Source organism: Psychrobacter immobilis (assembly GCF_904846175.1).
In the GTDB taxonomy this organism is placed as follows: Bacteria; Pseudomonadota; Gammaproteobacteria; order Pseudomonadales; family Moraxellaceae; genus Psychrobacter; species Psychrobacter immobilis_E.
Map to the genome: position 1 here is coordinate 444516 of NZ_CAJGZM010000002.1, position 13281 is coordinate 457796.

At 43.9% G+C, this 13281-nt stretch carries 10 protein-coding genes; 4 read left to right on the forward strand and 6 right to left on the reverse strand.

The window, feature by feature from the left end; genetic code table 11:
• Positions 1-244: 244 nt before the first annotated feature.
• Positions 245-1234, forward strand: a complete 990-nt coding sequence (locus JMW39_RS04395; protein WP_201544194.1) for a D-Ala-D-Ala carboxypeptidase family metallohydrolase — start codon at positions 245-247, stop codon at positions 1232-1234.
• A 118-nt stretch (positions 1235-1352) separates the two neighbouring features.
• Here the strand turns inward: JMW39_RS04395 and JMW39_RS04400 are convergent, their stop codons facing one another.
• The 3 genes from JMW39_RS04400 to JMW39_RS04410 all read right to left on the reverse strand — a co-directional run bounded on the left by JMW39_RS04400 (position 1353) and on the right by JMW39_RS04410 (position 4821).
• Positions 1353-2888, reverse strand: a complete 1536-nt coding sequence (locus tag JMW39_RS04400) for a M16 family metallopeptidase (RefSeq protein WP_201544196.1) — start codon at positions 2886-2888, stop codon at positions 1353-1355.
• 66 nt (positions 2889-2954) lie between these two features.
• Positions 2955-4475 carry a M16 family metallopeptidase gene (locus tag JMW39_RS04405; RefSeq protein ID WP_413786215.1) on the reverse strand — a complete coding sequence of 507 codons (1521 nt, stop codon included), beginning with the start codon at positions 4473-4475 and terminating at the stop codon, positions 2955-2957.
• Between the two features lie 193 nt (positions 4476-4668).
• Positions 4669-4821: a hypothetical protein gene (locus tag JMW39_RS04410; RefSeq protein ID WP_201544200.1), complete on the reverse strand. Its 153-nt coding sequence runs from the start codon at positions 4819-4821 to the stop codon at positions 4669-4671.
• 400 nt (positions 4822-5221) lie between these two features.
• Between JMW39_RS04410 and ftsY the strand changes: the two genes are divergently transcribed.
• The 3 genes from ftsY (at position 5222) to bilR (ending at position 9319) form a co-directional block, all read left to right on the forward strand.
• On the forward strand, positions 5222-6625 hold the full coding sequence (gene ftsY / locus JMW39_RS13355) for a signal recognition particle-docking protein FtsY (protein WP_320157909.1): 1404 nt from the start codon (positions 5222-5224) through the stop codon (positions 6623-6625).
• Positions 6626-6690: 65 nt separating this feature from the next.
• Positions 6691-7266: a methylated-DNA--[protein]-cysteine S-methyltransferase gene (locus JMW39_RS04420; RefSeq protein ID WP_201544202.1), complete on the forward strand. Its 576-nt coding sequence runs from the start codon at positions 6691-6693 to the stop codon at positions 7264-7266.
• A 103-nt stretch (positions 7267-7369) separates the two neighbouring features.
• A complete protein-coding gene (gene bilR, locus JMW39_RS04425) occupies positions 7370-9319 on the forward strand; it encodes a bilirubin reductase, long form (protein ID WP_265088441.1) in 1950 nt (649 codons plus the stop codon).
• 264 nt (positions 9320-9583) lie between these two features.
• Here the strand turns inward: bilR and feoB are convergent, their stop codons facing one another.
• From feoB to JMW39_RS04440, 3 genes are all read right to left on the reverse strand, one after another.
• Complete coding sequence (gene feoB, locus JMW39_RS04430) at positions 9584-11530, reverse strand: ferrous iron transport protein B (protein WP_201544204.1); 1947 nt, start codon at positions 11528-11530, stop codon at positions 9584-9586.
• 101 nt (positions 11531-11631) lie between these two features.
• Entirely contained in the window at positions 11632-11997 is a 366-nt protein-coding gene (locus JMW39_RS04435; RefSeq protein WP_201544206.1) for a FeoA family protein, read from the reverse strand.
• A gap of 237 nt (positions 11998-12234) precedes the next feature.
• Entirely contained in the window at positions 12235-12984 is a 750-nt protein-coding gene (locus JMW39_RS04440; RefSeq protein ID WP_201544209.1) for a YebC/PmpR family DNA-binding transcriptional regulator, read from the reverse strand.
• Between the last annotated feature and the right edge of the window lie 297 nt (positions 12985-13281).

A 13281-nucleotide genomic window follows, 5' to 3' on the forward strand; every position in this document is an offset into this window, starting at 1 on the left:
ATTGGCGTGAAAGAAAAGTCTGCTTTGACAGCTGTCAAGTTAGCAAGCGACGATTATAAGGCGTTCACTCAACGAGATAATAGCGAATAAAGTAACTTACGAGTAATAAAGTAACGTCAATATAAAAATTATGAGGATAAGTGTTAATAACGAATAGGTGACCGCTGATTCACTGCGATAGTTTAGCCTGCTTGCTTAAAATTTGATAGTATCGATAAAACGTTTTTAGCGGTAGTTTCTTGTAATGATAAAGATAAAAAAATCTGTTTATAGGCAAATGTATAAGCCTGTTATCGCTCTGTGCATTTGTGCCAGTAGCATCTCTGCTTCTGCCGCTATCATAAGTGATAATAGTGAGCGCCGTATCCAAATCCGTCACGGCAGTAGTGCTACTGATAGCACCTCTAATGCTTATATCACGCCTGCTAGAAATTATGGCAGCCAAAGCAATAGTTATAGTGGCGGCGCGACTATACTCAGCGATGGCAGAAGTGGGTCAAATGGCCTAGGCGGCGATAGTATGCAAGGCCTCATTCAACGAAAACAGCGTGAATTTAATTTTGATAGTGGTTTATCGATAGAAGAGAGCAAGCGCGTCATTACCAATAAAGTGACGCCACGTTATAACACTACTTATAACACTGGTAATAATAACTTCGGAAACAGTAATTATAACGATTTTACCAGTATGGACTTTAATACTTGGCTAAATAGTAATAGCTACCGCGCCGGACAAGTGGCCAATTATCAACGCTATTTAAGCTCACGAGTCGGAGCACAAAACGTACCTCCTTTATCACAGCTGCTAACCACCGCCCGTAGTTGGGATAAATGTGGCTATGAGCCTTATCAGCTACCACCGCAGGAGCTATGGGCAAATATTGTGCCGACCTTGCAGCTTTATAGTCAGCTCAAAAACCAAGGAATTTTACCTCCTAATACAGAGATACGTTCAGTATATCGCAGCCCAGGACTAAATGACTGCGCAGGCGGCGCAAACGCCAGTAAGCACATGACCGCAGGCGCGATGGATATCTGGGTGCCTGAATATGAAGGCAATCAATGGCAGCTTAGTAGCATGCAAGACCGTTTATGCGAGTTTTGGCAATATCAGGGTCAATCGAATAACTTTGGGCTAGGGCTATATTCTACCGGTGCTATTCATCTTGATACCGATGGTTATCGCAAATGGGGCTTTAATCATGCCAGTAGCAGCTCCGCTTGTCGTTATTAAGTAATATGTCGCTAAAGACTGTATCTTCAATTAAAAAAAGCTCAACCAATAAATATTACTGGTTGAGCTTTTTTATCGACCTATTTTTTTAACACCTGTAAAAAATATGCTATCAAGTTTATTTCTTCTTCTTAGATTTCTTTTCATCCCAAGGATCAACCTCACCGACGGTAACGATTAAAAAATCATCAGGCTTTAGGGTGTCGCGCAGAGTTTGGTTGACCTCTGATAGTTTGACCTGTTCGATACGCTTGACATAATTGGTCAGGTAGCTACTAGGCAGCTGATAAAAATTCATCATGCCAAGTAAACTGTTGATTCCCGCGTTACTGGCAAAACCCATCGGAAAGCTGTTTTTTAAACTGTCTGTGGTCAATCTCATCTCATCGCTAGTGATACCTTTTTCTAAGGTCTCATTAATCACATCTAGGCTGGCATTAATCGCCGCGCGCGCTTTATCATTACGGGTTGAAAAACCAATCTGATAAGGTCCGCGCGCCAGCATCGGGTTCATAGAACCTGAGATACCATAAGTATAACCAAGGTTTTGCCTGACTTCCGTCATCAAGCGCGCATTAAAATCGCCCCCTGCTAGCACTTCATTGCCGACAGCAAAGTTGGTTTGCTTTTGCTGCGCTTGGGGGTCAGTGGCGCGCTTGTCGCCCAATTGACCCATTAATACCGTGGTTTGAGTGCTAGGAAACGGTATATGGATATGCTGAGATTGGGTTAATGGCTTTGGCTCGGGTAGGGTAGCCGCTGCTTGACCAGCTGGTAGGTCTGCCGTTATTTCTTCCGCCAAATTTTTCGCTTGTGCTAACGTCAAATTACCAGTCATGGCAAGCGACGCATTGGCAGCGACTAAATAGCGGTTTTTAAAATCTATTAGCTGTTGCCTTTTAATATTAGGAACCGTTTCAAGCGTGCCAACCGATGGATGGGCATAAGGATGGTCGCCATAAAGTGCTTTGCTAAAGGCAATGCTAGCAAGACTACCCGGGTCTTGTTTTTGCTGCTGTAAACCGACCAGTAAGCGTGCTTTGTTACGGGCTAATATTTGCTCATCAAAGCTCGGTTCAGTAAGCATTTGCGTCATTAAGTTAACGGCAGGCAGTAGATGTTTATCATCAGATAAGCTGCGCAACGAGACAGTAAACATGTCTTTATAAGCGCTGCTACTTAGACTAATGCCCAAGGTTTCGACCGCTCGCGTGAACGCGTTTTCATCTAAGCGTTTAGACCCTTGTTCAAGCATCGTTGCGGTCATATTGGCAATACCAAAGCCTGATTTACTGATACTACCATCACGTGCGCTACCGGCATTAAAGCGCAAGTCAATATCAACGATGGGCAAGGTGGTGGTCGGCACAAAAAGCACAGGAATACCGGCTTTGGTGTTAAAGGTCTGAATCTTTGGGACAGTGACTGTTAAAGGTTTGGCATTATAAAGGCTACTAAGCTTAGCTAGAGCGGCAATAGGCGCGCTAGTATCGACTGCGGCAGCCGGCGTGCGAGCATCTTCGCCACCCGCCATATCGGCCTGCGCTACGGTAGTCAAGGTCATCATCCCAAAGAATATAGCGGCACTCAGATAAGGGAGCTGCTTAACATTAGATGATAATTTGGTTTTTTTGAGAAAAGGTGTTTGAGTCATGTCTTTCTTCTTATTAATGTCACGAATATTGGGTTCTTACTAAGATAACTGGATAGCATAGTGATGTTATTTAGCTTTGCTTACCGTTTCTTTAGTAGCGATATTAGTAGCGGTATTTTTACTAACGGTCTCTTTGCTCATCTTATCTTGGCTAACTTTACCTTTATTGGCCGTCTCTTTAGGCGGAATGATATGCATCACCGTTAAATTATCTTTGACCAAATACTTTTTACTTGCTGCTTGGATATCCGCAATCGTCACACTATCAAGCTTGGTTGGCAATTTAGCCAGTAATCTATCATCTAGACCGATAGATTGTAGTGAACCAATCATACGCGCCTGACCTTCCATGCTGTCCTGTGCGTATACCAAACCGGTGACAGTATTGGTTTTGGCACGCTCGATTTCATCGGCGGCAATCGGATCAGTTTTAAGTTTTTCTATTTCAGAGAGGATAGCTTGCTGTGCTTGGGCTAAGCTGACGCCTTCACGCGGAGTCGCTTGTATCAGAAACAATCCATCGCCGCGATCAAGCAAATCATAAGAGGTGCCTACGGTGGTAAGTAGTCCTTGCTCGCGTACTAGCCTGCTCTCGAGACGTGCTGATAGACCACCATCTAGCACATCTTGCGCAAGCGAGAGGGCATAAGCTTGCTTCTCATTATTAGCACCAGCGCTTACCAGGCTGGGCACGTTATAACCCATCAGTAAAACTGGCACTTGTACCGCTTGCTCAGATTCTACTTGCTGATAACCGCGGAAACCCTTTTGAGTGACCGCAGGACGCTTGGGTAATGCGCTTGGTTTTAGCTCACCAAAGTAGCGTTTGACTTGCGCCAACACTTCGGTTGGTTCGACATCGCCAACGATAACCAAAGTCGCATTATTGGGTGCGTACCATGTTTTATACCAGTCTTTTAAATCGTTAAGGGTGATTGATTCAAGCTCACTCATGGGTCCGATGACCGATTCGCCTTTCGGGCTGTTCGGCAATGCCAGCAAGCGAAATGACTCATAAGCTTTGGAAATCGGATTGTCATCAGTACGCTGACGACGCTCTTCCATCACCACTTGATGCTCTTTGGCAAACGCTTTGTCATCAAAAACCAAATTGGTCATGCGATCCGCTTCTAGCTCTAAAGCTAATGGCAAGCGATTGGCGGGAAATAGCTCGTAATAACCGGTATAGTCGTAACTGGTAAAGGCGTTGTTAACGCCGCCAAACTTAGCAATCAAACGCTCATAATCGTCGCTTGACACATTAGTGGTGCCTTTAAACATCATATGTTCGAGCACATGAGAGATACCGCCTTTATCAAGTGGCTCATCTGCTGACCCGACGCGATACCAAATCTGAGTCATGACCACAGGCGCGCGGTGGTCTTCTTTAACCACTATCTTTAGACCATTTTCGAGCTTGTATTCATGGCGACCGGACATATCCATGGTCAGCGCTGACGATTGCTCAGCATCTTTAACCGCTTGGTTTTTATTCACTACCTGTGTCGTTGCGGCATTTTTAGTCGTAGCAACTTCATTCGTCGAAGAGAGTGCGCTGGTTTGGCAAGCAGCAAGGGTAGTCGCCATTGCTAAAGCGCAGGCAAGGCGTAGAGAGTGAGCAGGTGATGGTAAAGACAGTGATGAAGGCAGTGATAAAAACAATGACATGATAGGTTCTACTTATATAAAAAGGCAGCTGATAAGTGACTGATTTATAGAATGAGAATGGCGTATATTAATGTTTATATTAATATACGTATTTATGATAAACATAGAGCCATTATAAAGACTTGTGTGCCCCAACCATGACGGTAGCAGTAGGCTTAAATTCTTGTGTGGTGCTACAGCCTGTCGATGACAATGCGATGGTAACGAGAACCAAAGCGGCGCCCGTCTGGATCATTTTTTTATAATTGTTCGATAGTGATAGCATAGGTCATTCCCAATATAAATGGTTGAATAAAGTAAACAAAATAGGGTGGCATAATGTAGGCGAAGTTTGGCGTAACTAAGGTCGGATTTTTGTGTCCAAACCTTAAGCGAAACTTGCTTAGATCAGCTGACGGTTTGCTATAAATTTATTAGCATGATTTTTTGTATTGCTTACAGTCATCTATTTGGCATGGTTTTAGGCATTGCTGTTTGTTGTTGATTCATCGGTTTTTATCATTTGACAGCGCTCTACAATGCTAAAGGCTAAGCACCGCTTGAATTATGCTAAACTAGGCTAAAAATAATCGTCCGTTAAATAATAAAAAGCGGGCGGCATAGTCATTTTAAAAACAATCACTTTAAAATAAATTACTGATAATGATAACTTTTAGGGCAAGCTTATGAATAATCCCAATAATAGCAATCGCGTGGTCATCAACCTTGACGGCGGTCTTGATGATTTGGATGACGATGATATTACCTTACCCAGTCTGCCAGCGCAAACGGTGCCCATCATCGATGAGCCTGAAGATACATCACATACCGATACAGCGGCAGACCTACCATTAGCGACGCCTATTGTTGAGATAGAAAAACAAAGTCCAGCCGAAAGTATTGTAGAAGGTACGATAGAAAGTAGCGCAGCAAGCACTTCAAATAACGATCAAACAACTGCTGCTCCGTCGCAGTCTACAACCGCAATTCCTACGATGCCTTTGCAAGCTCATTTAGGCGATAGTGCAAGCTTTACCTCTACAAATAGCGATACCAGTGCTGTCAATAAAGCGCAAACAGAGAGTAAATCGAAAACCGAGTTACCGCAGCCAACAACAGCGTCAGAGGAGTCACAAGAGACTGAGGAAAATAAGAAAAAAGGTAGCTGGTTTAATCGTATGAAAACGGGACTAAGTAAGTCACGTAAAAATCTTGCCGAAGGTATGGTCAGTATCCTTATCGGTGGCAAAGAGATTGATGATGAGCTATTAGAAGAGGTTGAAGACCAGCTGTTGGTCGCTGATATCGGTGTCAATGCAACCAATCGTATTATTAAAAGCCTTACTGAGCAAACCGCCCGTGGTGATTTGATTTATGCCCATTCATTATATAAAGCACTGCAAACTGAGCTGGTTGATATCTTAACGCCAAAAGTTGCGCCATTGGTCATTGACACGAGTAAGAAGCCTTTTGTTATCTTGGTCGTAGGCGTTAATGGTGTTGGTAAAACGACGACTATTGGTAAGCTTGCTAAGCGTCTGCAAGGTGAAGGCAAATCCGTCATGTTGGCGGCTGGCGATACGTTCCGTGCCGCTGCTACTGAACAGCTGCAAATCTGGGGTGAGCGCAATAACATTCCAGTCGTCGCCCAAGGTCATGGCTCTGATAGTGCTTCTGTTATCTTTGATGCCATGCAGTCTGCCAAAGCAAAAAATATCGATGTATTAATCGCTGATACAGCTGGACGCTTGCAAAATAAAACCCACCTGATGGCCGAGCTTGAAAAAGTGGTGCGCGTGATGCGTAAAGCCGATCCAAGTGCACCGCATGAAGGCATGATTGTGCTTGATGCTGGCACAGGTCAAAATGCCATTAACCAAGTGGAGTTATTTAACAAAGTCGTACCATTGACGGGTATTACCATTACCAAACTTGATGGTACGGCAAAAGGCGGCGTGGTCTTTAATATCGCTGAAACCACGGATGTGCCGATTCGCTATATCGGTGTTGGTGAGTCGATTGATGATTTGCGTGCCTTTAGTCCGAAGCAGTTCGTCGCCGCCTTATTTGAGACCGATGATAAACAGTAGCGCTTGGTAGTTTTTTTCAATGAATAAATAAGTGTTAAAAATATGAGTGTGTAGAGGGAAGAGTCATGATAGTCACCATAGCAGCTGTTGAGTCGCACCAGTTAGCACTGATTGCTAGTAGGCATAGTAGTCCTAAACTGGTCGAAGTCAATTGGCTGCAGGTGGGCGATTCTTGGCACAGCTCAAAATCTATTCCCAAGCTTAAAAAGCATTATGGACTTGTTGATCAAGATTTTACCTTTATATCTCAAAACAGTCTAAGCAAAAGCAAGCCTGCCGAGGCGCTACTTATAGAAGCGCTTGAGCAATTAACAGCGTACTTTAAAGGTGAGCGTCAAGCGTTTGATTTGCCATTAGATATAAGCTTAGGTACTAATTTTCAGCAACGCGTCTGGCAAGAGCTGCAAAAGATACCGCATGGCGAAACGATTAGTTATGCCACACTCGCGCAGCGAGTCGGTAATCCTAAAGGTTACCGCGCCGTTGCCAATGCCAATGGCAGAAACCCATTTAGCATCATTATTCCTTGTCACCGTGTTATTGCTAGCGATGGTAAGCTGGGAGGATATACAGGCGGCTTAGACAAAAAAGAGTACCTGCTAGCGCTCGAAGGTATTAAAGGTATCGAGGTTAAGCATTAGTTATTTTGATTGTACAAGTCCAATATTGTTTTTTCAATACAAATTTTCGATACAAATACTATCAATAGCATGCGTGCAAAGGATAGACTAAAAGTAGAGTATTATGAATAATACGACCACTAAAATATCGGCTATGAAAATATTACAACCTATCACCATTGGTGGTGTCATCTTTAAAAACCGTACGATGTTTCCACCATTGACGACTGGCTATGAAGATAAAGACGGCAATATCAGCTCGCAAAGCCGTGCCTTTTATACTCGTCTTGCCAAGGGTGGCACAGGCTATATCGTGCTAGGCGACGTCGCACCTGTCCGTAGTTTTGCGCCGACGCCTAAATTATTTGATGATAGCCAAATAGACAGTTTCTGGCTACTTGCTGATAATGTGCATACCTACGGAGCCAAGCTTGGCGTGCAGATTTTTTATCCTGAGTATGACGTTAATGTCCTTAACGCCTTGTTTGCTGCTGGCGAGATGCACAAGGTACGCACCCAGCTCAATCATGATATGCAACATTTCGTCAATGAGGTGTCAGAAGACGCTTTGATGGATATTATCGACAAGATGTGTGCCTGTGCAGTGCGTGCACAAAAAGCGGGGATAGATGTCATTCAGGTGCATGGCGACAGACTGGTAGGCGCGCTATGCAGCACACAAATGAACACGCGCACGGATAAGTTTGGCGGCTCTCTTGAGAATCGTACACGCTTTGCTTTGATGTTAGTACGGGCGTTAAAAAAGGTCGTACCAGATATGATTATCGATTATAAATTATCGGTTGTCACACCTGAGCGCGGTAAAGGTGGTGTTGATGAAATCGACGCGCCAGAGTTTGCACAGTGGCTTGAAGCAGCTGGCGTGGATATGTTGCATGTTGGGCAAGCGAACCATACGGGCAATATGGCAGACACGATCCCGCCGATGGGCGTGCAGCCTTACTGCTTCTTTGCTGATATCACAGGTGCCGTCAAGCAAGCGGTTTCCATCCCGGTTAGCACTTCAGGTCGTATCATTGATCCTGACATGGGTGAGGGTATACTGCAAAATGGCAAGGCTGATATGATTGGGATTGGTCGTGCGCTCTTAGCGGATCCTGATTGGGCGAACAAGGTGGGCGCGGATAAAGCCACTGATATCGTTCGCTGTATATGCTGCAACGAAGGCTGCGTTGATAATGTCCTAAATCGCTCGTTTATTGCTTGCGTGGTCAACCCTGAAAATGGCTTTGAAGAAACGCGTTTTATTACGCCTGCTGAAATGAAGAAGAATATTGTGGTCATCGGTGGCGGTCCTGCAGGGTTGGAAGCTGCCCGTGTGGCTGCAAAGAAAGGTCATAGTGTAACGCTGTTTGAAACCGCTACTGAGCTGGGTGGGCAGTTGCATATCGCTGCTGTCCCGCCGCGTAAAAATGAAATACGCCGAGCCATAGAAGACTTAGTGCATGCCGTACATACTCAGAGTGTAACGCTAAAATTGGGTCAAACAGCGAATATTCAAAGCATACTAGCGCTAGAGCCTGATGCTGTTATCGTCGCAGTCGGTGCGTTGAGCTTTATACCGCCAATTCCAGGTATAGATGGCAAAAACGTCTATGATGCGTGGCAGGTGCTGGCAGGTAAACATAAAGTATCTGGGCGCGTGGCGGTAATCGGTGGTGGTGTGGTCGGCTGTGAGACCGCTGAATATCTAGCTACACAAGGCTGCAAGGTATCGATAATAGAGATGCGTGATCAGATTGGTGGTGATATCAGCGTGGCTGTTTTACCTAGCATGCTCGAAAATTATAAGGCATACGATGTAGAGCAGTATACTGGATATATGGTAACAACCATTAACAGCGGTGAAGTGAATTGCAAAGATAAAAATGGCAGTATTGCCCAAATTCCATACGACTATGTCGTTATCGCTAGTGGTGCGCGCCCCGTAGTCTTCGATACAGAGGCTTTGAGCATTAAAGGTATTGAGGTTGTGCAGGTAGGTGATTGTTGTGAGGTTGCTGATATATCATATGCAACTAAGACAGCATACGATGCCGCGAATGCGCTTTAGTCATTCAATTATTATTGTGCAGATTTCTACAAATAATAAAGGCCAAACGCTGAAAACGTTTGGCCTTTTCGTGTTTAGAACAGGCCTATACCAATAAGCAGACACTAGAACTTCTGAATAACATTTGGCTATTTAGAACATTTACCACAGCCGTTACAATCCTTCGACTTTTTAAATATCACCTTTGTCCATACATAATAAAAAGATAAAACAACTATTATAAATACCAATAAATATTCTAAGAATGTACTCATCATCATACCTCTAAAATCCGAAAATTTGACCTGTTACCCGATAGGTTAGCCACGCCATTAAATAAGCCAAGATAAACAAATAACCAGCAATGGCTGCAGTTTGTTTCAAAGAATTGGTTTCGCGGCGAATAACTGCCAGTGTGGCCAAACACATCGGCGCATAAACATAAAATGCTAAAAATGAAAACGCAGTAGCCAATCCCCACTGCGTATGAATGATAGGGATAAGCGTTTGATTGACGGCTTCATCGCCCACACTACCGACCGCATATACTGTGCCAAGCGCCGCAATGACTACCTCTCTGGCAGCTAGACCCGGGATTAAAGCAATACACATCTGCCAGGTAAAACCAATGGGCGCAAAAATTGGCTCGATAACATGCCCGAGCATGCCAGCAAAGCTATAATCAATCGCTGGGTTTGTCGCTCCAATCGGGGCCGCGGGAAAAGTAACCAATACCCATAATATCACCGTCAGCGCAAAAATTACTGTACCGGCTCTCATTAAAAAGGCGCTCACCTTGTCCCAAAGCTCACTGGCAATATGTTTGATATTTGGCAGACGATAAGTGGGAAGCTCCATCAATAATGGAAATGCCGCCGCTTTTGATGTCGTATTATGAAAGCGTTTAAATAACCACGATACAAACGCCGCCGAACAAATACCCGCGATATACAATATAAATAAAGTCAAACCCTGCAAGTTGAAAATACCTAGGACAGTTTGATTGGGTATCACCGCCGCAATAATCAGGGCATAAATCGGTAGACGCGCCGAACACGTCAGCATGGGCAAAACAGCAATCGCCACAAAACGTTCTTTATGGTTGGGGATAGTGCGAGTTGACATAACCGCTGGTACCGTACAAGCAAAACCTGACAGTAAGGGAATAAATGAGCGCCCGGATAAGCCTACTTTAGACAATAAGTTGTCTAATAAAAAAGCAGCGCGCGGTAGATAACCTGAGTCTTCAAGAATTAATAAGAATAAAAATAGCAAAGTGATTTGCGGTACAAATACCACGACGCTACCGACCCCAGCCACGACGCCATTGACGAGAAGACTTTGTAATATGCCATCCGGTAGCCATTCGACTAATAGCGCCCCAATACTCGCGACCAACCATTCAATGCCTAGCATAAGTGGCTCTGCCCACGCATAGACGGCTTGAAAGATAATAAAAAGAATCGCTAATAGGATAATGACCCCGATGACAGGATGCAACGCCAAATAATCTATGCGCTCATGCCACTTTGGCAAACGTTGTGAGCTTATCACCGCTCGGCTCAGAATATCATCAGCACTCTTATACATAGCTTGTGTATCAGTATTAAGGCTATTGATGCTATTAATGCCGATATTAATGCTATTACCATTAGTATCGGCATTAAAAAAACGTACAGGCTGAGCTTTATTATTGAGATAGTCAATAAATTCATCCGCCAACATTAGTAATTGCTCGCAGCCTTGGCGTTTGATGGCGACCGTTTTAACAACAGGAACGCCCAGCTCTTCTGATAATACGGTCTCATCAACCACTAAACCGCGGCTCTCGGCCACGTCGCTCAGATTGAGTGCGACTATGATTGGCAAACCTAAGCTTTTGAGCTCCAATAACATACGTAGTGACATGCGCAAGTTGGTCGCATCAGCTACGAAGATAATACCATCAGGTATCGGCTCACCTGGCATCTGACCAAAGAGCACTTTACGAGTGACCTCTTCATCAAGGCTGGTGGTTCTTAAGCTATAAGTACCCGGCAAATCTACAATATTGACAGTAGAATGGCCAAGCATCGTGGCAGTGCGTTTATCGACGGTGACGCCGGAATAGTTTGCTACTTTCGCTTTAGAGCCTGTCAGTACATTAAAAGTAGCTGTTTTACCACAATTAGGGGCGCCAACTAAGGCAAGATTGATAGCGCTAGTTACAGCTTGTATTTGCGTAATTGGCATTTATTCGGACATCGCTTATTTATCAATTTATAAGTCATCAAGGTTATACAACAGCCTTAATGCAGTGGCTTAGGAGCAATTTATTAAATTGAACCGAAGACTTATCTTGAGTCTATAGTGATAGCGAGGCATCTGATTTTTATTAACTCATCGGCACGTAAGCTAAACTGTGCGCCTGTACTAAGCTGCACCGCATAAGGCGGTTTTCCAAATAGACCTTTGGCAACAATTTGAATGATAGTGTTAGGCAAAAAGCCTAAATCTTTGAGTCGTTGACTGATAACGTCATCGATATCACCAAAGCGTTCATTAGCGACAATGTCATCAATAATAGCAGGTTGGTGTTTAGCCAAATCGAGTAAGGAGCACAGATTTTCAGCATTGGTATTATTTGCAGCATTGGAATTAAGAGTGTTGATATTAGCAGCAGTAGGGGTAGGATAGGAGGGTGAAAGAGTTGTGCTCATAAAGAGTCCTTATCCGTTCTTATATGTTAATGATAATTGTTACTATTGAATCCGATTATATTCCTCGATTAGAAAAAATACAATACCGCAGGTGGGTGATTGAAATGAAAAAACCAGACAGTTTTATACTGTCTGGTTCTCATGTTTTGATGCGGGTTCTGATACCGATAAGTCAGCTATTTATTAAAATGAATATTTTTTGACACTCACTTTGCAGCTAAGCCAGCTTATACTTAACTACTGTTCAAGCTGCGCCATGACTTCATCTGTAAAATTGACGTTGCTATAGACTTCTTGCACATCGTCAATATCTTCTAGCATATCAATCATTTTCATTACTTTGAGGGCGTCGTCGACATTATCAATCTCGGCGCTGGTGGCAGGTGCCATAGTGACCTCGGCATTATCAGAAACAAGACCTGCTGCATTGAGCGCATCTTTTACTTTACCGAAATCTTCCCATTCGGTGATGACCAGTAGTGACTCGCCATCGTTTTCAATATCAAGTGCCCCAGCGTCCAAGGCCGCGAGCATGACATCTTCCTCTAGGCTGATGTCATTAAAGGTGATTTCACCGCGCTTGGTAAATAGATAAGCCACTGAGCCTGAGGTGCCAAGATTGCCTTCGTTTTTAGTAAAAGCATGTCGCACTTCACTGACTGTACGGTTCAGATTGTCAGTCATGGTTTCGACCAATACCGCGACGCCACCAACGCCATAGCCTTCATAGCTGACCTCATCCATATTGTCATTGTCATCGCCGCCTGTCCCACGAGCAACTGCACGGTTGATGGTATCTCGGGTCATATTGACTGACAGTGCTTTCTCGATAGCGGCACGCAAGCGTGGGTTTTTATCAGGGTCAGGGTCACCTTGCTTGGCAGCAGAAACAATTTCACGAATAATCTTGGTAAATACTTTACCTTTTACCGCATCCTGACGGGCTTTACGGTGTTTGATATTTGCCCATTTTGAATGGCCTGCCATATAACATCCTTACGTTTTACGTGTTATTGATAGTGCGGGTAAAAAAGTTGTTAGGGCATGCCCCAATGACAACCTTTTATACCTGATGAGGTGTTTTTATTATATGATTGTGCTGTCAATGCAGTGTAATCGGCCTATCGGCAAGTTAACGATTTGTATGTCGTTTGGCGCGCTTTTTTGCTACACTGCTATTTTCTATCTTTTGACCTACTATTGATTCTCATAATAACGGTCGACAGCAATAATATTTGCAATATTATAAACCACTTTAGCGCATTTTGACCAACCTAAGCTTGT

Excerpts from the sequence above, each read along its gene's own strand:
- JMW39_RS04395 (WP_201544194.1), top strand. The coding sequence starts at position 245 with ATGATAAAGATAAAAAAATCTGTTTATAGGCAAATGTATAAGCCTGTT.
- JMW39_RS04400 (WP_201544196.1), bottom strand. The coding sequence starts at position 2,888 with ATGACTCAAACACCTTTTCTCAAAAAAACCAAATTATCATCTAATGTT.
- JMW39_RS04405 (WP_413786215.1), bottom strand. The coding sequence starts at position 4,475 with ATGGCGACTACCCTTGCTGCTTGCCAAACCAGCGCACTCTCTTCGACG.
- JMW39_RS04410 (WP_201544200.1), bottom strand. The coding sequence starts at position 4,821 with ATGCTATCACTATCGAACAATTATAAAAAAATGATCCAGACGGGCGCC.
- ftsY (WP_320157909.1), top strand. The coding sequence starts at position 5,222 with ATGAATAATCCCAATAATAGCAATCGCGTGGTCATCAACCTTGACGGC.
- JMW39_RS04420 (WP_201544202.1), top strand. The coding sequence starts at position 6,691 with ATGATAGTCACCATAGCAGCTGTTGAGTCGCACCAGTTAGCACTGATT.
- bilR (WP_265088441.1), top strand. The coding sequence starts at position 7,370 with ATGAATAATACGACCACTAAAATATCGGCTATGAAAATATTACAACCT.
- feoB (WP_201544204.1), bottom strand. The coding sequence starts at position 11,530 with ATGCCAATTACGCAAATACAAGCTGTAACTAGCGCTATCAATCTTGCC.
- JMW39_RS04435 (WP_201544206.1), bottom strand. The coding sequence starts at position 11,997 with ATGAGCACAACTCTTTCACCCTCCTATCCTACCCCTACTGCTGCTAAT.
- JMW39_RS04440 (WP_201544209.1), bottom strand. The coding sequence starts at position 12,984 with ATGGCAGGCCATTCAAAATGGGCAAATATCAAACACCGTAAAGCCCGT.